Here is a 20,235-nt window from a genome sequence, read left to right on the forward strand (position 1 = left end):
CCACTGACCTGCCCCCCCGCCCCGCTTCCCTCGTGTGGCCGACTGGCGGAGAATACGCGTGCGCGGGGCGGGGGATTCCCGCCCCTGGCGTCGACCGGGCCGGAACGGTGAACAATCCCCGCATGAAGCCTGTGAGTGAACCTTCGCGTCCGTACCGTTCCTACTTCGCGGACAGCACCCACTGGGAGCGGTACGAGCCGCGCCCCGGCGACATCGTCATCTCCACGCCGCCCAAGGTGGGCACCACATGGACCCAGCGCATCACCTCCGTCCTGGTCTTCCAGAGCACCGAGCTGCCCGGACGGCTCATGGAGATCAGCCCGTGGCTCGACTGCGTGTTCTACCCCCTGGACGAGATGCTGGAGACCCTGGACCGGCAGCGGCACCGGCGGTTCATCAAGACCCACCTGCCCATGGACGCGTTACCGATCTACGCGGAGGTCTCCTACCTGATCGTCGGCCGCGACCTCCGCGACGCCGCCGTGTCCGCCCACAACCACGCGCTGGGCATGAACGGCCTGGCCGGCGGGCCCCCGCGCGGCCCCGTCGGCGACGACGTGCACACCCCCATCCACCCCAAGGTGCCCGAGGATCTCCGCGAGTACTGGCGCGCCTACTTCACCCGCGGCACCTTCCCCTGGGAGACGAACGGCTGGCCGTTCAACTCGGCCACCCGCCACCTGGAGTCCTGGTGGGAGCACCGCGACCGGCCCAACATCCTCTTCCTGCACTTCCAGGACATGCTGGACGACCTCGACCGGGAGATGCGCCGCGTCAGCGCCTTCCTCGACATCCCCGTCGACGAGTCGATCTGGCCCGAGCTCGTCGCGGCCTGCACCTTCTCCGACATGAAGACCCGTCAGCGGGAGATCCTCGCCGCGAGCCAGACCGAGGACCCCCTCTCCGGCTTCCAGTTCTTCCACAAGGGCCGGAACGGCCAGTGGCGCGGCGTCTTCACCGACGACGACATGGCCCTCTACCACGCCGCGGTCGAGGCTCTCCCCGCCGACCTGCGGGCCTGGCTGACCCGCAGCGCATAGAAGTTGCCGTGCCGCCCTCGGGACGTCCGCTGATTCACAGGCAGTTCACAGGGAACTCTCAGCGAACGCTCAGACTCCGCCCGCAGCGTGACGTGCCATGACCACGACCGCCGCCGACACCGCCGCCGTCCCGCCCCGCCCGTACCCCGCGACGGGCGGGCTCCGGCGGGCCGACGGGAGCCCGTTGCGGGTCCTCGTCGTCGACGACGAGGCGTCACTGGCCGACCTGCTGGCCATGGCGCTGCGCTACGAGGGCTGGGACGTCCGCACCGCGGGGAACGGGGCGGACGCCGTGCGCGCCGCCCGGGAGTTCCGGCCGGACGCCGCCGTGCTGGACGTCCTGCTGCCCGACCTCGACGGCCTCCGGCTCATGCACCGGATCCGCGCGGACGCCCCCGACCTGCCCGTGCTGTTCCTCACCGCCAAGGACGCCGTCGAGGACCGGATCGCCGGACTCACGGCCGGCGGCGACGACTACGTCACCAAGCCGTTCAGCCTGGAGGAGGTCGTCGCCCGGCTGCGCGGCCTGATGCGGCGGTCCGGCGCGGCCTCCGCCCGGCCCGGCTCGCTGCTCGTGGTGGGCGACCTGACGCTGGACGAGGACACCCACGAGGTGCACCGCGCCGGGGAGGCCGTCGAGCTGACGGCCACCGAGTTCGAGCTGCTGCGCTTCCTGATGCGCAACCCGCGCCGCGTGCTCAGCAAGGCGCAGATCCTCGACCGGGTGTGGTCCTACGACTTCGGCGGCCAGGCGAACGTCGTGGAGCTGTACATCTCCTACCTGCGCCGCAAGATCGACGCCGGACGCGAGCCCATGATCCACACCAGGCGCGGCGTGGGCTACGTCCTCAAACCGGCGTCCGCCCCGCTGCCGTGACCCCGCGATGGTGGCGCGGGCGCCCGCTGCGCGCCCGGCTGGTGGCCTCCTCGATCGCGGTGCTCGGCGCCGTGCTCGCGATCATCGCCGTGGTGAGCACGGTGACCATCCGCGCCTTCCTGATGGACCAGCTGGACCAGCGCGTGTACGACGCGGGACAACGGGCGGGCGCCTCCGTCTTCTTCGTCGACCTCGGCGAGCAGCCCACGGGACCGACCGGTCTCGACTTCCTCAGGACGCCCGGCCTCGACCCGCGGGTCCTCGGTGTCCGCGTCCAGGACGACGGAACCGTGGCCGCCGGGGTCCTCGACGGCGGCATCCCCGCGACGGTCGAGCCGCTCACCGAGGAGCAGACCGCCGCCGTCCTCGGCACGCCACGGGACGGCGCCCCGCACACCCGCTCGGTGCCCGGACTCGGCGACTACCGGCTGATCTCGGTCGCGGGGGACATGGACCACGACGGGCTGTCCGACACGGTGGTGACCGGCGTGCCCATGTCCGCGCTCCAGGACGCCGTCGGGCAGGTCGTCGTGGTGGAAGTGGTGGTCGCCGGCGCCGGCCTGATCGTCGCCGGGCCGGCGCTCGCCGGCGTCGTCAGACTGTCGCTGCGCCCCCTGCGCCGCGTCGCCGGGACGGCCCTGCGGGTCTCCGGACAGAACCTGCACGAGGGCGAGGTCGGGGCGCTGGAACGGGTCCCCGCCGCCGACACCGACCCGCGCACCGAGGTCGGCCAGGTCGGGGCCTCGCTCAACCGGCTCCTGGACCACGTCGCCGCCGCCCTGGCCGCCCGGCACGGGCCGGACATGCCGGGTGGCACGGCGGGCCAGGCGGTGGTCATCGGCCCGGACACCCCCGGCACGCCGCCGGGCGGGACCGGTCCCGCCGTGGTCACCGGCGGCGGACAGGGGAGCCCCGGGGGAACGGGCGGCCTGCTCACCAGCAGTGCCCCCGGAGCCGAGCTGACCGCCGCGCTGGAGGAGGACAGCGACTCCTACACCTGGGTCGCCGCGGTCACCGGCGCGCAGAGCGCCTCGGGCTATCAACTCGCCACCGGGGAACCGGTCATGCCCCTCGGCGGCTTCAACGGCACGGACCCGTCCCCGACCCTGGAGCGGTTCCGGCAGCTGGTGAGCGCCGGCCGCGTCCACTACTTCGTCGAGGGCGGCGGCCTGACGGCCGCCTACGGCCCGGACGGCCTCCCCGGACCGGCCGGGGAGACGGAGACCGAGGCGGCCCGGATCTCGGCCTGGGTGGCGGAGAACTTCACCCCCACCACCATCGACGGCGTCACCGTCTACGAGCTGGGCTGAGCGGCCCCCCGGGCCCGGCGCCGGACCTCGCCCGGCGCCGGGCCGCTCGGTCAGTCCTTGGCCTGCAGGACGGGCAGGTAGCCGTTGGCGTGGCCGAGGGAGGTGGGGTGGTACGACTCCCAGGACGGGTAGGCCAGGTCGTGGAGCCAGTCGTCGCCGGAGCACAGTTCGTGACCGGAGAAGGTGGTCCGCACGTCGCCGAAGGCGAACCCGTGGGCGGACGCGCGCGCGGAGATGACGGAGTTGAGCAGGTCGGCGGCGTCGTTGATGGCCTCGCGCTTGGTCTCGCCGATGCCGGGGCACCACCACGACGGCTCGATGTACATGCGGGGGTAGCCCAGGACGACGACGCGGGCGTTGGGGGCTCGGGAGCGGATGGCCCGGTACACCGTGTCGAGCCGGCCGGGGAGCGTGTTGCTGATGTAGCTCTTCGCCGTGTTGACGCGGCTGAGGCAGGCGCTCTCGGTGCCGGTCACGCAGGTCGTCATGACGTCGGAGAAGCCGGCGTCGTTGCCGCCGACGGTGATGCTGACCAGCCCCGTGGACGCGTTCAGCGCGCCGAGCTGGTAGGTGGTCACATCGGTGGTCCGGGCGCCGGAACAGGCGGGGAAGGCGAACGAGGACGGGCCGTGCGCGGCGGCCCACCGCGCCGGGTAGGCGTTGTTGCTGCGGTGGCAGTCGCCGCTGGAGCTGATGTAGCCGCCGGCGCCGTTCCCCGCGGAGTACGAGTCGCCGAGGGCCACGTAGGCGGGCCCGGCCGCCTGAGCCGGGCCCGTGCCGATGAGTGCCAGTAAGAAGGTGAGGATCAGCGCGGTGACCGCTGACAGGGACCGGGTGCGTCTCACGGAACCTCCATTCGCAGGATCGCTGCGGCAACCGTTGTACCAAGCAACCCCGCGAACCAGAAGTGTCCATGTCAAAGATTTCCCCGCCGGACACGCGCGGTCCACCGGCCCGCCGCCCGCGCGCCCGCCCCCGGTCCCGGACGCGGCCCCGTCCACCCCCCGGGGAATTGGTGACCGCGCTTCCCTGTGCTACTGTCGAATCAAGTTGCAGTTGTGGTTCCCAAAATCTCAGATGCCCTTGCCGTTTCTCTTGACGGCGAGATCATTTTTGTGTTTCCGGTGCTTTCCGGACGGGGCAATCATCGCGGCGACACCGGACTCGCACAGTGTGACTCCGGGCACTGCCCCGAAGGAGATATGACATGGCTACTGGCACCGTGAAGTGGTTCAACGCGGAAAAGGGCTTCGGCTTCATCGAGCAGGAGGGTGGCGGCGCTGACGTCTTCGCCCACTACTCGAACATCGCCGCCCAGGGCTTCCGCGAGCTTCAGGAAGGCCAGCGAGTGAGCTTCGACGTCACGCAGGGCCAGAAGGGCCCGCAGGCGGAGAACATCGTCGTCATCTGACGCCGACACTTGAACGCTTACGCGTAGTAGTGGCTGGGGCTCGCACCTTGGTGTGCGGCCCCAGCCCGTCGTGTTTCCGCGCTTCTCTCACGGCCGGGCCGTCCCCGGCCGGGCGCGACGGCCGACACCCACTCTGATTGTTCTCTCGCGGTACACGGAGGAGAACAGCTCCTCTGCACCGCGCTTCATCTTTTCGCCGGTTCGTTCTTGCGATTCTTGCCCGCGGCTCACCGCTGCCCGGAATTCCTCGAAACGTGCCGCATCGAGGAAGGTTCGTCTTGAACCGTACGGCTCGTTCGCACAGCCGCACCACCCACACCGGCGCCGGGTCCGGCGCCGCCGGCCGCCGGGGCCGTGCCCCCGGCCGCGCCGCCGCCCCCAGGCACCGCACGACCGCCCCACACGGCGAATTCGCGCTCCCGGTCACCGCCTCCCCGGCGCTGCCCCCCGTGGAGTCGTTCGCCGAGCTGGCGATGCCCGCGCCGCTGCTCGCGGCGCTCCGCTCCGAGGGCCTGTCCGCGCCCTTCCCCATCCAGGCCGCCACGCTGCCCAACACGCTCGCCGGCCGCGACGCCCTCGGCCGGGGACGCACCGGCTCGGGCAAGACCCTCGCCTTCGGCCTGGCCGTGCTGGCCCGGACCGCGGGCCGCCGCGCGGAGTCCCGCGCGCCCCTGGCGCTGGTCCTGGTGCCCACCCGCGAGCTGGCGCAGCAGGTGACGGACGCGCTCGCCCCGTACGCCCGGGCCGTGCGGCTGCGCATGACCACGGTCGTCGGCGGCGTGTCGATCCGCCGGCAGACCAACGCGCTGCGCGACGGCGCGGAGATCGTCGTCGCCACCCCCGGACGGCTCCGGGACCTCGTCCAGCGCGGCGACTGCCGCCTCGACCAGGTCGCCGTCACCGTCCTCGACGAGGCCGACCAGATGACCGACATGGGCTTCCTGCCGCAGGTCACCGCGCTGCTCAACCAGGTGCGCCCCGACGGCCAGCGGATGCTCTTCTCGGCGACCCTCGACCGCAACGTCGACCTCCTGGTCCGCCGGTACCTCAACGACCCGGTGGTCCATTCGGTGGACCCCGCCGCCGGCGTGGTGACCTCGATGGAGCACCACCTGCTCCACGTGCACCAGACCGACAAGGAAGCCGCCGCCACCGAGATCGCCGCCCGCGACGGCCGGGTGATCATGTTCCTGGACACCAAGCACGCCGTCGACCGGCTGACCAGGCATCTCCTGCACAACGGCGTGCGTGCCGCGGCCCTGCACGGCGGCAAGTCGCAGGCGCAGCGCACCCGCACTCTGGCCTGGTTCAAGGCCGGCCATGTCAGCGTCCTGGTGGCCACCAACGTCGCGGCCCGCGGCATCCACGTGGACGACCTCGACCTCGTCGTCAACGTCGACCCGCCCGGCGACCACAAGGACTACCTGCACCGCGGCGGTCGCACCGCCCGCGCGGGGGAGTCCGGCATCGTCGTCACCCTGGTCCTGCCCGGCCAGCGGCGCGAGGTGACCCGCCTGATGGCCGCCGCGGGCATTACCCCGCGCACCGCGCAGGTCCGCCCCGGCGAGCCCGAGCTGAGCCGCATCACCGGCGCCCGGACCCCCTCGGGGATACCCCTCACCATCAGCGCCCCGGCCCCCGCGCGACGCTCCCCGGCGCGGACCCGGGCGCGGACGGCGCGCTGACGAACGAACGCCTCGGCCCCCTCACCCCTTCCACCCCGGAGGACCGCTTGCCGCCGCATCACGCACATCCCGTGGAACCGGCCTGCTGCACCAGGACAGCGGGCGACGCCCTCGGCTCCGTCGGCCCGCGGGTCTGGGAGGACATGACCGTCGACGTCGCCCTGTCCGTCCTCGACGGTGCCCGGGTCGGGCACCTGATCATCTGCGACGGTGACGGCCGGTGCACGGGACTGGTGACGCGGGCCCAGCTCACCGTCACCGCCGGTGACCCCTGGTACGCGGAACGGACCCGCCTGCGGGACATCGTCCACGACCAGGGACCGTTCACCCGCTCCGCGACGCCCCTGCACGACGCCGAGCGCGCCATGCGGGACCGGCGGCTGTGCGACTCGCCCGTCGTCGACGACGACGGATACGCCCTGGGCGTCCTCGCCCTCGCCCGCTGACGGACCCCGCCCCCGTCACCGGCCGTCAGGGCTAGGATGCGGCGCTGAACGCGGCCCCGGCCGCCGGAGTGCCGGAGGTGGGCCGTGAGCGAGTTCATGGGCGTGTATCTGTACGCCGCCAAGTCGGTCCGTGCCGCCACGGACGCCGCGCTGCGGCGGCACGGCCTGTACCTCGGGCAGAACCTTGTGCTGGCGGCGCTGTGGGAGCGTGACGGCCAGACCCCGGGCGCGATCGCGTCCGCGGTCGACGTCACGACCCCCACCGTCGTGCGGACGGCCGACCGCATGACCGCGGCGGGCCTGGTCACCCGCCGCCGCGACGCCCACGACCACCGCCTGGTGCGGCTCCACCTCACCGACGCCGGACGCGCGCTGCGCGGCCCGGTCGAGGAGGAACTGCGCGGCCTGGAGAAGCGCCTGACCGCCGGCCTGGGCGAGGACCGGGTGCGCGAACTGCTCACCTGCCTGCTCCGGATCACGGACAACGCCCAGTCCCTGCCGAGGGCCGGGGAAACCCGGTGAAGGCGAGGCGGGATATCCGGCTTTCTCCGTCGGGAACGCCTCCTTCGCGCCGAGCCGCGTCCGCGCGGCGAATCTCCTGAGCGGCCGGGCCCCGGCGGGGGCCGTCCCCGCCCCGCGAGCGTGCGGGGGGATCCGGAATCCGATGCCGGAACACCCGGTGCCGGGATGCCCGGTCGCTATATCCGCGGGTCTTCGGCGGGAACACAAAGGGCCCGGCAATGCCCGGGACGAAGCGGCGCCGACGACCCCACCGATTCCCGTTCATCGCGGTGGGCCGTCCCCGGCGTCATGCCGATGCCGTCTCTCCCGGGGCGAGGCCGGGAACATCAGTACCGCGGCCGTGCGAATGCGAGAAGTCGGTGATGCCGCATGAATTTCTTCACAGGGTTGTCGGCGGCACCCGCGTCGGCCTTATACTCCCCGGCATGGCCAAGAAAGTTGTCACTGTCTACACCGATGACCTCACCGGGGCGGAAGCCGAGGATGTCGGTACCCACACTTTTTCCCTCGACGGCGTGAACTACGAGATCGACCTCACCGGCGACTCCTACGACAAGCTCGTCGAGGCCCTGGGTCCCTTCATCGACGCGGGGCGGAAGACGGGCCGCACGCCGCGGACCGGCACCGCCGCCAAGCGGGCGACGCCGAGCGCTTCCCAGGACTCCGCCCGGATTCGGGAGTGGGCGAAGGAGAACGGCTTCCAGGTCAGCGAACGCGGCCGAGTCCCGGCCGAAGTCCGGGAAGCCTATGAGAAGGCCCACTGACCCGTCCGCGCCCTCCTCATTCCGATACCGGCCTCCTTCCCCGAAGAAGGGGGCCGGATTTTTTCCCGCGAGGGTACGGGGCCGTGGTCGCGCCATCACGACCGGTGAGTGAACGGGTCGGCGCGCGCCCCGCACGGGGCGGATGCAGATCCCTCACCGGGGTGAGACAAAGACGGTGGAGCTGACGAACTGTTCGACCGGGAGAAACCGGCGCGGTGATTCCGCGCTCACGGAATTCGGATGCGAACCGGCCGGCTCGGTGCGGGCAATTGCCGGGAATGTCGGGGTTCGGCGGGGGTGGGGCGGAGGAGTCTCTTCCCGGCCGGAGGCCGTTTCCCGGCAGGGCGGAATCCCCGCACAGGGACGCGGGAAGGCGGCACCTCACCCGCCGGGCCCGGAGTTTCTCGCCGGGGCCCGAGGGGGGACGCGAACGCCCCTCCCGGCCGCTCCCGGTCCCGTCAGGGATTGACCAGCGCCTGGACCGACGGCGTCAGCCAGCGCGCCACCTGCTTGAGGTTCGCGGTGGCCAGCGGATCGAGCTTCAGCACATGCCGTTCCACCACGACGCCGTGCAGCAGCGACAGGATCAGGGCGGCCCGCAGCCGGGCGCCCCTGCCGCCCATCGCCGCGGCCATCCGGTCGATGATCCGGTCCGGCTGCAGGCGCGCGGCCACCGGGTCCTCCGGGCCGCGCGCCATGGCGGTGCGGTACATCGCGGCCAGCGAACCGCCGTTCTCGCCCTCCCACAGCTCCAGGTAGGCGGGGACCAGCCGCTCGGCGAACTGCTCGCTGCCGCCGTCGAAGACGGACGCCAGGGCGTCCATCAGGTGGATGGCGTCCTCCACCACCGCCTCGTACACGCCTTCCTTGTTGGCGAAGAAGTAGTGCACGAGGGCGGGATCGACGCTGGCCTTGCGCGCGATGGCACGCACCGTGGTGCCCGCGAACCCCTGATCGGCGAAGAGTTCGCGGGCAGCCTGAAGAATCGCCTCCCGGCTCAGACTCTCACCGGGACGCCGGCCGGTGCGCCGCGCCGGCGGCGATCTGCGCACCGCAGTCCGCGGTGGGGTGAACGTGCTGGCCTCGTCCGGGCTGTGGGACACCGCGACACCTCCAAAAATTCACTAGTGAGTGTAATACCAGCTAGTGAGTCGGAGGTGCCCCCCCGGGGGGTGTCAGCCCACCCGAACACCCGGCGACCGGTGCCCGGCGAGGGCGGCCTCTTCGAACACGGCCTCTAGGCCCATTCGAGGGGAAGGGGGAAGGACTGGCCGCCGCGGCGGGCGAGGTAGGTGTCGCGCAGGCGGACCGGCAGTCCGGCGGGGGAGAGCGCGTAGGTGCACAGATAGCCGCCGCGCCCCCCGGCCACCAGGTGCGTGCGTCCGTCCTCGTCCGTCAGCGCGGTCAGGCTCCGCGGGAGGTCGGGGAGCCGGCCGACCACGCCCAGCGGACGGCCGCCGGGCCGGTCGTAGGTGTGCAACTCGCCTTCCGCGCAGGCCAGATGGACCAGGTCGCCGAGGACCAGCGCCGCGGTGACCCCGCACGCGCAGACCCACCGGCCGGTGACCACGCCCTCCTCCGGGCTGAACGCCACCAGCTCCCGCCGGCCGCACAGGTAGACCGTGCCGTCCCGGAACCAGATGCGCTGGACCGGCTCGCCGGTGTCCAGCCACCACAGCTCCTCGGCCGAGTCGGCGGCGAAGGCGCACACCGTGCCGTCCTGGTTGCCCAGGATCCGTTCGCCGGCCGCGCCGTAGGCCCCCGCCGACAGCGGTACCCCGTCCAGCGTCAGCCGGTCGACGACCGAGCCCGTGGCGGCCTCCAGCTCGATGCCGCCGACTCCGGTGCCGACCAGCAGCCGCCCGTGGTCGGCGGACGCGGCCAGGCTGAACCCGGCGTCGTCCAGCGACACGGACCACAGCGGCTTGCCCGTGCTGTCCGCCCGGAAGACCACCGCCTTCTGGCCGATCGCCGCATAGCCGCCGGGCAGGCCCACCACCCGGCGGGTCATCCCGTGGCGGGTCGGGTGGCGTTCGGCCTCGACCAGGCAGGGCACGCCCGCGTCGGTCGGCAGCACCCGGAGCACCGAGACGCCGTCGTCGGTGGCGCAGTAGATCCGGCTCTCGTCGTCGGGCGCGTGCGCGAGGTCGGAGGCGCCCTGGCGCAGGACGGGAGCGTGGGCCTGGACGCAGTCGAGGTCCGAGTCGATCCGCACCAGCTCGTTGGAGAGGGTCAGGACGAACAGGCTGCCGTCGCCGCCCACGGCGAGATCGGTCAACTGGTGGGGGAAGCCGCCCACCGTCTTCAGCAGCCTCGGTGTCGGCAGGGTGTTGTCGATGACGTGCAGCAGCCCCTCGGCCCCGCCGGCGTACACATGGCTGGCGTCCGGGGAGAACTCCAGGAAGCTCGGCTCGAAGCGGGAGAACGGCATCTCGTACTCCACGGCACCGTCCGGGGTCAGCAGGACCACGATGTGCCGCAGGCCGAACGGCGCGCTCTCGTCGTACCCGACCACCCAGAACCTGTCGTGGCGCGCGTCGTAGCGGATGCGGCGCATCCGGCGGTCGCCCAGGTGGGACACCGTGGGAAACCGCATGGTGGCCAGCGACCCGAGGAACACCCGGCCGCCGCCGTCGGTCAGCGTGTGGACACTGGGGTGTTCGGTGCACAGCGAGGCGATGGGACCCCCGCCGACGACGGAGCGGAGCACCGTCTCCACCGAGAACGTCTCCGCGTCCAGCACGGTCAGGGTGCCGCAGGACTCACTGATGTAGACGCGGTCGTTCCACTGGGTCATCCGCTGGTCGGCCACCGGCTCGAACGGCGCCGGCGCGGCGCCGCCCATGGCACCCGCGTCGAGGTAGTCCGTGAGATCCAGATTGTCCAGCGACCACTTGGCCAGGCCGCCCTTGCGGTCCCGCCCCACCACCCACCGGTCCCGCACCGTCAGGTCGCGGATGGGCTGCCCCGCATAGGTCACGGGCGAGGACATCAGCGGTCGCAGATTGTCGTCGAGGAGGTGAATGCAGCCGACCACATCGCCGGCCAGGAGTCCGGTCCCGGGTATGTAGGTGATGCGCGTCGTGCGATTGGTCAGTTCCATAGACGACCCCCGTCAATCCAGGCAAAGCGAAGCATGTACGGTCGGGATTTCCCTGCGTCGCGTGGTGGCCCCGGCTCTTTCCATAGGTGGTTTCGTCTCCATGGCTAGGTCCCCCTCATGGGCACCCGATCGATCCTGCGCCGCGTGCCCGAACGGGCCAACAGCCCCTGCCGTACTCCGTCAGGTCCGCACAGAGTCCGTCAAGTCGGCCGCTGACCTGCTGCGGGAGAGCCGCCCCCGCCGGTGTGGCGGGCGCATCGGCCCCGGGTGGCGCTGTCACACCGCACGTCCCGTTCGCACCGGCACGGCTTCCCCGCACACCTCCAGGGGGGCAGTTTCCCGGTCACCATCAATGCCCTCAGGCGGGTGCCGACCAGACCTAGGCGCCGGACCACTGGTCCGGCGACCGTAGAGAGCGGATCAACTACGCTTCTCACGAGCGGGGGCACCATGAGGGGAACGGCGCTGATCGACACGGACACCCCGTCCGACACGCCGACGTCCGGGGCGGGCTGGAGCGAGGACCTTGCGCTCGGCGAGCTGAGTCACGTGCTGTTCGCCTCGCTGCCCCGCAGCGACCAGCGCAGACGGGGCATGGACTACATCCGCGGCCTGCTGCGCGTCCAGGGCAGGAAGTCGATCCGGACCATCGCCGCCACGCTGGGCGGCGCGGCCTCCGAGCAGAGCCTGCACCACTTCGTGTGCGACTCGCCCTGGGACTGGACCCCGGTCCGTCGTGCCCTGGCCCAGTACATGGCGGGCGTCCGCCCGCCGCAGGCGTGGGTGGTGCACCCGATGCTCATCCCGAAGGCGGGGGAGAACTCGGTCGGCGTCGACCGGCGGTTCTTCCCCGACCTCGGCCAGGTGCTCAACGCCCAGGAGGCCATCGGCGTCTGGGCCGCGGGGGAGGAGCTGAGCTGCCCCGTCAACTGGCGGCTGTACCTGTCGGCGCAGTGGCTCCACGACGCCCAGCGGCGGCGTCAGGCGTCGATCCCGGACGGCCTCGGCACCGGCACCCAGGCGGACCTCGCCGTCGCCGCCTGCCTGGAGACCGCCACGGAGTGGGGACTGCCCGGCTGCCCGGCCGTGGTCGACGCGCGGTACCTGGGCCAGTCCGCCACGCTGCGCCGGTTCCTCGCCTCCGGCATGCCGTTCCTGGCCCGGGTCGACAGCAGCCTGCGGCTGCTCGCCCAGGACCCGGGCGCGCCCGGCCGCGGCGGCCTCTCCCAGTCGGCGTCCGAGATCCTCGCCGCGGCGCGCCCGCGGCTGCGGCCGGTGGCGTGGGACCAGGTCGACGCCCGGACGACGCGGACCACGCTGGCCACCGTCGCCCGCGTCTCCCTGTCACCCGCGGTGCGACGCGGCGGGGAAGCGGGGGAACTGCTGCTGCTGGGCCTGAGATACGCCCCCGGGTTCTGGCCCGGAGAGCTGTGGCTCACCACCATGACCACGGCGCGGATCTCCGCCCTGGTCCGGCTGACACGCCTCACCGGCCGGGTGGAACACGACTTCAGGGAGGTCGCCGACCGGCGGGGCATCCGGGACTTCGCGGGACGCTCCTACGGCGGCTGGCACCGCCACGTCACGCTGGCGTCCGCGGCCCACGCCGTCTCCGTCCTCCGGAACACCGGGGAGGGACCGCCGGGACTCCCGGACGGCGCGACGTGGCACGCGTGACACGGGAGTGGCGGGGCGGTGCGGGCCCCCGCGGCCGACGGTGCGGGTGATCAGGCGTCGGGGGCGGACAGTCCGTTCCTGAGCCGGTTGAGCCGCAGGGCCAGCTGGATCTCCAGGAGCCGGTCGGGTTGCTGCCAGTCGGCGCGCAGCAGCGCGCCGACCCGCTCCAGCCTGCGGGCCACCGTGTTCGGGTGCACATGCAGGGACTCGGCGGTCCTGGTGTTGTTCTGCCCGACGTCGAAGTAGGTGTCGAGGGTCTGCGTCAGGTCGGTGAAACGCTGCCGGTCGTAGTCGATCACCGGGCCGATCACCGAGTCGATGAATTCGCTCACGTCGGCCCGCCGCCCGAGCAGCAGCCCCAGGGAGCCCAGCTCCCGTGCCGAGGCGGGCCGTCCGGTGACGCCCAGGGTGATCATGGCGTCCAGGTACAGCCGCGCCTCGCGGTGGCGCAGGGCGATGTCGCTCGCCCCGGACACCGGCCCGGTGCCGGTGACGGTGACCGGGCGGCCGAGCACCCGGGTCAGCTCCTCGAACACCTCCTGGGCCGCGGCGTCCGGGTCCTGGCCGGGGAGGAGCAGGGTCACACACCCGTTGGCCTCGTGCATCAGGCCGTTGCGCCGGCGGGCGTACGAGGCGGCCCAGAAGGAGACCTTCGGCTCCCCTCCGCCGCCCGTGTGGGTGAGCAGCAGCAGGTGGGGCCGGCCGAGATCGATGCGCAGCCGGCGCAGGCAGGCGTCGACGCCCTTGACGTGCCGGGGGTCCTCCAGCAGCCGCGCGAGCAGCTCCTCCCGCCTCCGCTCCTCGTCGGTGACGTCCGAGGGCCGCTGCTGGAGCAGCACCACGGCGACGACGCGCGCCACCGCGCTCAGTGTCTGCTCCCGGTCGGGCAGGTGACGGTAGGGGCGCACCAGCACGGTCGCCAGGTGCCGGTTCCCCGCGCGGACCGGTACCGCCCAGCCGCCGTCCGGCAGCGGCAGCGGCTGGTGCGCGCCCTGGGCGCCGACGACTGCCGCCATGGCCGCGTCGGTACCGGCCGGCTCGCCCGGCGACGCGGCGAGGACCGTGCCGTCCGCCGAGAACACCGCCAGCGGGCCGTGGAGGAGCTGGGCCGTCCGGTCGACCAGCGCGCCCAGGTCGCAGCCGCCGAGCACCGCGTCGAGCAGGCGGGGGTAGACGTCGCCCGCCCCGGGGGCCGTCTCCTGCTCGGCCGCCACCCGCCGCCGGTCCGCGAGTTCGTTGGCGGTGGCTGTGTTCTGCGCGCTGAGCTGGATCTTCTCGATCACGAGCCCGGCCAGCTCCGCCAGGCTGTCGAGCAGATGGATCTCTTCCTGCGTGAAGTGCCGCACACCGAGGTTGGCCCCGTTGAGCACGCCGAGCCATTTGGGACCGTGGCGCAGCGGCATCGAGACGGCCGCCTTGAGGCCCTCGTCGCTCAGCACTCCGTTGAGGAGAAAGCAGCCGCTGAAGCGCTCGTCGCGACGGTAGTCCGGGGTCCACATCGGCGGCACGGCGACCAGCGGGTCGGTGCCCGGATAGCCGGGGCCGGCCGGAATCGACAGGCCCGTCAGCTGAGCCGCCCCCACGCCGTCGGCCGCCAGCACACGGCACTTTCCCGGCTCGCCGTAGGGCAGCGCCACGAAGGTCATGTCCAGATCAAGGGCTCTCCTGACCTGGCGGGTCAGGGTGTGCAGAGCCGCGTGCAGCTCCGTGGGGCGGACCAGCTCCTGCACGACCTGGATAAAGGTCGTGAAATTGGCGTCACGGCGAAACCGGCGGCCGAATCGCGCGTAGACGGTGAGGCTGAGTCGTCTGGCCCGCTCCAGCGCCTCGGCGCACTCCTGCGGGATGTCCTCCCGCAGAGCGTTTCTCACCAGCTTGTCGAGCTCCTCGACCGGTGCTTCCCGGGCCAGGAGTTCGAGCATGCCTAAAGCCACGGAATCGGTCTCCGCTTCATGGCCGGTCGTGCACACGGTCCGTTTTCCCTTCCCCCTGCGGGCGGTTCGGACGTACGGCGGTCAACCACCCATCCGAGGAAGCTACGGAGTCCGTCTGTGCGGAGTCAAGCAAATTATCAGGTCCGGGATGCCGCCCCGGAGAATTCCCCGATTCCTTTCGGGATCCGCCGCCCGTGAACAGGCGGGGGACCCGCGGGGCGCGGCCCCGCGGGTCGACCGGACGGCCCAGCTCCCCCCCGGCCCGGCCTGGCCCGGTCAGGCGCTCGCCGTTCGCTCCGGGACCAGCCAGGTGTGCCCCGAGGCGAGCAGCTCCGCCAGCTCCCCGGGTCCCTCCTCGGCCACGGCCCGGTGGATCTGGTCGGCCATCAGCCGTCCGTAGGAGGGCCGTTCGACGGCCCGGAAGATCCCGACCGGCACGTGGGCGAAGGCCGGCTGGTCGAGCCGGGAGAGCATGAAGGCGTGCGAGGGATCCTCGTGGCGCGTGTCGTGGACCAGGATCTCGTCCTCCGCCACGCTGTCGCGGGGGACCACCTCGATGCCGCCGCGCGCCCCCGCGCGGACGGCGAACGCCCGCGAGGCGATGGGCCGCCCGTGCTCCAGACGCAGCGTGACGTCGTCGCGGGTCGCCGGGTCCTTCAGCGGGGCGTAGGCGTTGTCGTTGAAGATGTTGCAGTTCTGGTAGATCTCGACGAACGAGGCGCCGTCGTGCGCCGCCGCGGCCCGCAGGACGTCCTGGAGGTGCGCGCGGTCGGAGTCGACGGCCCGGGCCACGAAGGTGGCCTCGGCGCCGAGCGCGAGCGACACCGGGTTGAACGGCCGGTCGAGCGAGCCCAGCGGCGTGGACTTGGTGATCTTGCCCGCCTCCGAGGTGGGGGAGAACTGCCCTTTGGTCAGCCCGTAGATGCGGTTGTTGAACAGCAGGATGTTGAGGTTGACGTTCCGCCGGAGCGCGTGGATGAGGTGGTTCCCGCCGATCGACAGCGCGTCGCCGTCGCCCGTGATCACCCACACGGACAGGTCGGGCCGGGACGCGGCCAGGCCGGTCGCGATGGCCGGCGCCCTGCCGTGGATGGAGTGGAACCCGTAGGTGTTCATGTAGTAGGGGAAGCGGGAGGAGCAGCCGATGCCGGACACGAAGACGGTGTCCTCCCGGCGTATGCCCAGCTGGGGGAGGAGGTCCTGCACCGCGGCCAGGATCGCGTAGTCGCCGCAGCCCGGGCACCAGCGGACCTGCTGGTCCGACTTGAAGTCCTTGGCCTTCAGTACGGGCAGCGTCCGCGGGCCCGCCGGTTCAGTCACGTAGGTCATCGATCACGTCCTGGATCACCGCGGTCAGCTCCTCCACCTTGAAGGGCAGGCCGCGCAGCTTGTTGTAGCCCGTCAGGTCCGCGGTCAGCCGGCGCTTGAGCAGCAGCGAGAGCTGGCCGAGGTTGATCTCCGGTACGAGCACCCGCCGGTAGGAGCCGAGCACGTCACCGACGCCGGCCGGCAGCGGGTTGAGGTGCCGCAGGTGGGCCTGGGCGACGCGGCCTCCGGCCGCGCGCACCCGCCGCACCGCGGCGGTGATGGAGCCGTAGGTCGACCCCCAGCCGAGCACGAGCACCCGCGCCGCACCGTCCGGGTCGTCGACGGCCAGGGGCGGGATGTCGCGGGAGATGGCGTCGATCCGCTCCTGCCGGACGGCGACCATCCGGTCGTGGTTGCCGGGGTCGTAGGAGATGGCGCCGGTCGTCTCGGCCTTCTCCAGACCGCCGATCCGGTGTTCGAGCCCCGGGGTGCCGGGCACCGCCCAGGGCCTCGCCAGCGTCACGGGGTCGCGCCGGAAGGGGAGGAACGTCCCGTTCGCGCCGTTGGGTTCGGTGGCGAACGAGACGGTGAGGTCCGGCAGCGCCGACGTCTCCGGCAGCCGCCACGGCTCGGAGCCGTTGGCGAGGTAGGCGTCGGACAGCACGATCACCGGGGTCCGGTAGCGGGTCGCGATGCGCGCGGCCTCGACGGCGACGTCGAAGCAGTCCGCCGGGGTCGCGGGAGCCAGCACCGGCACGGGCGACTCGCCGTTGCGGCCGAAGACCGCCATCAGCAGGTCGGCCTGCTCGGTCTTGGTGGGCATGCCGGTGGAGGGCCCGGCGCGCTGGACGTCGACGACGATCAGCGGCAGTTCGGCGGCGACCGCGAGCCCGATGGTCTCGGACTTCAGCGCCATGCCGGGCCCCGAGGTCGTCGTCACGCCGAGCGCCCCGCCGAACGCCGCGCCGAGTGCCGCTCCCGCCGCGGCGATCTCGTCCTCCGCCTGGAAGGTCCGCACCCCGAAGCGCTTGTGGCGGGCCAGTTCGTGCAGGATGTCGCTGGCCGGCGTGATCGGGTACGAGCCGAGGAACAGCGGCAACGCGGTCAGCCGGGACGCGGCGATCAGGCCGTAGGCGAGGGCCGCGTTGCCCGAGATGTTCCGGTAGCGCCCGGGCTCCTGGACGGCGGGGCGCACCTCGTAGACGCCGGCGAACGACTCGGTCGTCTCCCCGAAGTTCCAGCCCGCGCGGAACGCCGCGACGTTGGCCTCGGCGATCTCCGGGCGCCTGCCGAATTTCCGCCGCAGAAAGCCGATCGTGCCGCTCGTCGGCCGCTGGTAGAGCCAGCTCAGCAGCCCCAGGACGAACATGTTCCTGGCCCGCTCCGCCTCCTTCTTGGAGATCCCGGCGAATCCGGAAAGGGCGCCCACGGTCAGGCTGGTCACGGGGACGGCGTGCAGGCGCCACTCGTTCAGGGAGCCGTCCGTGAGCGGATTCCCCTCGTATCCCACCCGGGTGAGCGCGCGACGGGTGAACTCGTCGCTGTCGACGATGAGGGAGGCGCCGTGCGGCAGATCGGCGAGGTTGGCCTTGAGTGCCGCCGGGTTCATGGCCACCAGGACGTCCGGGGTGTCCCCCGGGGTGGCGATGTCGTGATCGGCGAAATGAAGCTGGAAGCTCGAAACCCCGGGCAGGGTTCCCGCCGGTGCGCGGATCTCGGCGGGGAAGTTCGGCAGCGTCGCCACGTCGTTGCCGAATTCCGCCGTCTCGTCGGTGAATCGTTCCCCGGCGAGCTGCATGCCGTCGCCGGAATCCCCGGCGAACCGGATGACAAGGCTGTCGAGTCGCGTGGCCCCGGGGGCCGTTGGGTCGGACATGCTGGCCCTTCCTGTGCCGTGGCGGGGACCCCCGGCGATCCGGCGGGCGTCCCCGGCGGTGGCAACGTCACCCGTTTCAGAACATGGCTTTGGCGGTGGTGGCTTTGAGGGAGCCGAGGTAGGGGTGCCAGAGGTGGGTGGGGTCGTCTTCGACGGCTTTGACGATGGTGCGCATGGCGGTGAGGGCTTTGGGTTCTTCGTCGTCGTAGACGTCGCCCTGGAGCATTTTGAGGACGTCGAGGCGGTAGCGGGGGTCCTGGACGAAGGCGGTGAACAGGATGTTGAGGCGGTAGTAGATGGAGATGAATTCGTACCAGTTGTTGACGCCGCGGCGGAGGGTGGCTTCGTAGGTGTCGAAGCGTTTCTTGGAGTAGTCCCCGGCGTGGTGGGCGGCGATGATGTCCTTGGCGGCGATGCGGGCGCTGTTGAGGGCGACGCTGACGCCGCTGGAGAAGATGGGGTCCACGAAGCGGGCGGCGTCGCCGATCATGAGGAAGTTGTCGCCGCAGATCCGGGTCAGGGCGTAGGAGTAGTCGCCCTCGGTCTTCAGGGGTTTGACCTGGTCGGCGTTCTTCAGGGCCCGGTGGAGCTCGGGGCGGCTGGCCAGGGTGTCCCAGAAGAAGTCCTCCAGGTTGTCCTTGGACGCTTTCAGGCGTGCTTTCTGGGTGACGACGCCGATGGAGGTGATGGTGTCGGTGATCGGGATCTGCCAGACCCAGGTGTCGATGACGGGCAGGAAGTGGATGAAGATGAAGTCGGACTGCTCGGTGTTGACGGCCAGGGCCTTGCGGTCGAAGTTGTCGAACCAGGTGTGGATGGCGTACTGGTTGAACACCGGGTCGGCCTGCTTGACCTTCAGCTGGGTGCCCAGCTGGGTGCGGCGTCCGCTGGCGTCGACGACCATGCCGACGCCGATGTCCTGGCGGTGCCCGTCCCCGGTGGTGTGCAGGACGGGGTGGGGGCCGTCGAAGTCGACGCGGTGGACGCGGGTCTGCTGGCGGACGGTGGCGCCCAGGGACTGGGCGTGGTCCAGGAGCAGCTGGTCGAACCTGCCGCGGTCGACGTGGAAGGTGTAGTCGCGGTGGACCCCGCTCTGGGTCCGTTCGTTGAACATGATCTCCGCGGCGCGGAAGTCGTGGTCCAGGCCGGTGAAGCCCATCTTGTCCGAGGGGCCGGAATCCGCGGAGGTCCATGCCGCGCCGTACTTGCGGGGGAAACCGGCCGCCTCGACCTTCTCGAACGCCCCGATCTCCGCCAGGACCGGTGTCGTGGCCGGTACCAGTGACTCCCCCACATGCTCACGCGGGAACTGTTCCGCCTCGCACACCACCACCTTCAGTCCCGCCGCGGCCAGATACGACGCAGCCGTCGACCCCGCCGGCCCGCCCCCGATGATCCCCACATCAAAACTCTTCTCCACCACCACAACCCTCCTACTCGAACAACCGACAAACCCGAACCGACAACCCGCGAGCCCGGACGGCACACGGGACAAAGATCACGAACAGCAAGCCGGGGCCAGGACACACAAGCCCCAACCCGCGACCCCGAACCCCCGGACCGAGAACCCGACCCGGCAACCGGGACCGAGAGCCCGAACACGGGAGACGGGGACCGGGACCGGAGACGCGAGCCCCCACCACCAACCCGCAGCCCGAACCCCGGAGCGATCAACCCGGACGGGGAACCCCGACCAGGACCGAGGACCGAGGACCGGGGACCGGGGACCGGCGTGCGGACCCGGAGACCCCAACCCGGCAGCCCCGGATCGGTACCCGGACAGAAGGCGGACACCGGAACCGGGAACCGGAACCAGACCCCCCGGACCGGTGACCCGGGCCAGGAGCCCTGACCGCCAGCCCCGGTCCGCGATCCCGACCCGGACCGGAGACGGGCACCGGACGGGGAACCGAAAGACCCCGGCCCGGACCGGCCACCCGCGCCCCCTGATCACTCCCCGCCGGAGAACCCGAACCGGCAACCCGGACCCGGGACGCACACCGGACAGGGACACGAGGCGAGGACCGGAGACCCGAGCCCGAAGCGGCAGCCCCAACGGGGCCGGTGGTCAGTCCCGGGCGGGGGATGTCGCGCGGGTGGGCCCCAGGGAGTGGACCAGGTCGGTGATCGCGCGCAGGGAACCGAAGTCCCGGCCCGTGATACGCGTCACCGGCACCTCCACCCCCAGCTCCTCCCGCACGAACGTCAACAGCTTCGCCGTGTTCATCGAGTTCAAGATCCCCCACTCCAGCAACGGGGTGTCCGCGTCCACACCCCCCGCC

General features: G+C 71.9%; 17 protein-coding genes. 9 read left to right on the top strand and 8 right to left on the bottom strand.

What is annotated here, in order from left to right; translation table 11 throughout:
• The first annotated feature begins 131 nt into the window (after positions 1–131).
• From ACSNOC_RS22020 to ACSNOC_RS22030, 3 genes are all read left to right on the top strand, one after another.
• Positions 132–1,040 (top strand): sulfotransferase domain-containing protein, encoded by a 909-nt coding sequence (locus ACSNOC_RS22020; protein WP_436749261.1) that lies wholly within the window; start codon positions 132–134, stop codon positions 1,038–1,040.
• A 97-nt stretch (positions 1,041–1,137) separates the two neighbouring features.
• Positions 1,138–1,917: a response regulator transcription factor gene (locus ACSNOC_RS22025; protein ID WP_436749262.1), complete on the top strand. Its 780-nt coding sequence runs from the start codon at positions 1,138–1,140 to the stop codon at positions 1,915–1,917.
• On the top strand, positions 1,914–3,227 hold the full coding sequence (locus ACSNOC_RS22030) for a HAMP domain-containing protein (RefSeq protein WP_436749263.1): 1,314 nt from the start codon (positions 1,914–1,916) through the stop codon (positions 3,225–3,227). The genes ACSNOC_RS22025 and ACSNOC_RS22030 overlap by 4 nt, the downstream gene beginning before the upstream one ends.
• Before the next feature lie 50 nt (positions 3,228–3,277).
• On the opposite strand, the gene ACSNOC_RS22035 is transcribed toward ACSNOC_RS22030, so the two are convergent.
• Positions 3,278–4,072: an SGNH/GDSL hydrolase family protein gene (locus tag ACSNOC_RS22035; RefSeq protein WP_436749264.1), complete on the bottom strand. Its 795-nt coding sequence runs from the start codon at positions 4,070–4,072 to the stop codon at positions 3,278–3,280.
• 362 nt (positions 4,073–4,434) lie between these two features.
• On the opposite strand from ACSNOC_RS22035, the gene ACSNOC_RS22040 reads away from it, so the two are divergent.
• The 5 genes from ACSNOC_RS22040 to ACSNOC_RS22060 all read left to right on the top strand — a co-directional run bounded on the left by ACSNOC_RS22040 (position 4,435) and on the right by ACSNOC_RS22060 (position 8,055).
• Entirely contained in the window at positions 4,435–4,638 is a 204-nt protein-coding gene (locus ACSNOC_RS22040) for a cold-shock protein (RefSeq protein WP_436749265.1), read from the top strand.
• Between the two features lie 278 nt (positions 4,639–4,916).
• Complete coding sequence (locus ACSNOC_RS22045; protein ID WP_436749266.1) at positions 4,917–6,323, top strand: DEAD/DEAH box helicase; 1,407 nt, start codon at positions 4,917–4,919, stop codon at positions 6,321–6,323.
• Between the two features lie 71 nt (positions 6,324–6,394).
• The gene (locus ACSNOC_RS22050; RefSeq protein ID WP_436749267.1) at positions 6,395–6,769 is read left to right on the top strand and encodes a CBS domain-containing protein; all 375 of its coding nucleotides are present in this window, start codon (positions 6,395–6,397) and stop codon (positions 6,767–6,769) included.
• Positions 6,770–6,853: 84 nt separating this feature from the next.
• Positions 6,854–7,291 (top strand): MarR family winged helix-turn-helix transcriptional regulator, encoded by a 438-nt coding sequence (locus tag ACSNOC_RS22055; protein ID WP_436749268.1) that lies wholly within the window; start codon positions 6,854–6,856, stop codon positions 7,289–7,291.
• A gap of 425 nt (positions 7,292–7,716) precedes the next feature.
• Positions 7,717–8,055, top strand: a complete 339-nt coding sequence (locus tag ACSNOC_RS22060) for a histone-like nucleoid-structuring protein Lsr2 (RefSeq protein ID WP_436749269.1) — start codon at positions 7,717–7,719, stop codon at positions 8,053–8,055.
• A 458-nt stretch (positions 8,056–8,513) separates the two neighbouring features.
• Here ACSNOC_RS22060 and ACSNOC_RS22065 read toward each other — a convergent pair whose 3' ends face one another.
• Together ACSNOC_RS22065 and ACSNOC_RS22070 are read right to left on the bottom strand one after the other, a co-directional pair.
• The gene (locus tag ACSNOC_RS22065; RefSeq protein WP_436749270.1) at positions 8,514–9,158 is read right to left on the bottom strand and encodes a TetR family transcriptional regulator; all 645 of its coding nucleotides are present in this window, start codon (positions 9,156–9,158) and stop codon (positions 8,514–8,516) included.
• 134 nt (positions 9,159–9,292) lie between these two features.
• Entirely contained in the window at positions 9,293–11,158 is a 1,866-nt protein-coding gene (locus ACSNOC_RS22070) for an outer membrane protein assembly factor BamB family protein (RefSeq protein WP_436749271.1), read from the bottom strand.
• Between the two features lie 450 nt (positions 11,159–11,608).
• Here ACSNOC_RS22070 and ACSNOC_RS22075 point away from each other — a divergent pair, with 450 nt between their 5' ends.
• A complete protein-coding gene (locus ACSNOC_RS22075) occupies positions 11,609–12,835 on the top strand; it encodes an IS701 family transposase (protein ID WP_436749272.1) in 1,227 nt (408 codons plus the stop codon).
• 50 nt (positions 12,836–12,885) lie between these two features.
• On the opposite strand, the gene ACSNOC_RS22080 is transcribed toward ACSNOC_RS22075, so the two are convergent.
• From ACSNOC_RS22080 to ACSNOC_RS22100, 5 genes are all read right to left on the bottom strand, one after another.
• Positions 12,886–14,769: a helix-turn-helix domain-containing protein gene (locus tag ACSNOC_RS22080; protein WP_436749273.1), complete on the bottom strand. Its 1,884-nt coding sequence runs from the start codon at positions 14,767–14,769 to the stop codon at positions 12,886–12,888.
• 276 nt (positions 14,770–15,045) lie between these two features.
• Entirely contained in the window at positions 15,046–16,098 is a 1,053-nt protein-coding gene (locus tag ACSNOC_RS22085) for a 2-oxoacid:ferredoxin oxidoreductase subunit beta (protein ID WP_436749274.1), read from the bottom strand.
• Positions 16,082–17,953, bottom strand: coding sequence for a 2-oxoacid:acceptor oxidoreductase subunit alpha (locus ACSNOC_RS22090; protein WP_436749275.1), 1,872 nt, complete (start codon positions 17,951–17,953; stop codon positions 16,082–16,084). Before ACSNOC_RS22090 ends, ACSNOC_RS22085 begins: the two co-directional genes overlap by 17 nt.
• 76 nt (positions 17,954–18,029) lie before the next feature.
• Positions 18,030–19,373 carry an NAD(P)/FAD-dependent oxidoreductase gene (locus tag ACSNOC_RS22095; RefSeq protein WP_436749276.1) on the bottom strand — a complete coding sequence of 448 codons (1,344 nt, stop codon included), beginning with the start codon at positions 19,371–19,373 and terminating at the stop codon, positions 18,030–18,032.
• Between the two features lie 648 nt (positions 19,374–20,021).
• A partial coding sequence (locus tag ACSNOC_RS22100) for a phosphopantetheine-binding protein (protein ID WP_436749277.1) occupies positions 20,022–20,235 on the bottom strand: 214 nt, incomplete at its 5' end.

This window comes from Streptomyces sp. URMC 129 (genome assembly GCF_051386415.1).
In the GTDB taxonomy this organism is placed as follows: Bacteria; Actinomycetota; Actinomycetes; order Streptomycetales; family Streptomycetaceae; genus Streptomyces.

Coding starts and splice junctions, on each gene's coding strand:
- ACSNOC_RS22040 (WP_436749265.1), top strand. CDS start 4,435: ATGGCTACTGGCACCGTGAAGTGGTTCAACGCGGAAAAGGGCTTCGGC.
- ACSNOC_RS22060 (WP_436749269.1), top strand. CDS start 7,717: ATGGCCAAGAAAGTTGTCACTGTCTACACCGATGACCTCACCGGGGCG.
- ACSNOC_RS22090 (WP_436749275.1), bottom strand. CDS start 17,953: ATGTCCGACCCAACGGCCCCCGGGGCCACGCGACTCGACAGCCTTGTC.
- ACSNOC_RS22025 (WP_436749262.1), top strand. CDS start 1,138: ATGACCACGACCGCCGCCGACACCGCCGCCGTCCCGCCCCGCCCGTAC.
- ACSNOC_RS22075 (WP_436749272.1), top strand. CDS start 11,609: ATGAGGGGAACGGCGCTGATCGACACGGACACCCCGTCCGACACGCCG.
- ACSNOC_RS22070 (WP_436749271.1), bottom strand. CDS start 11,158: ATGGAACTGACCAATCGCACGACGCGCATCACCTACATACCCGGGACC.
- ACSNOC_RS22085 (WP_436749274.1), bottom strand. CDS start 16,098: ATGACCTACGTGACTGAACCGGCGGGCCCGCGGACGCTGCCCGTACTG.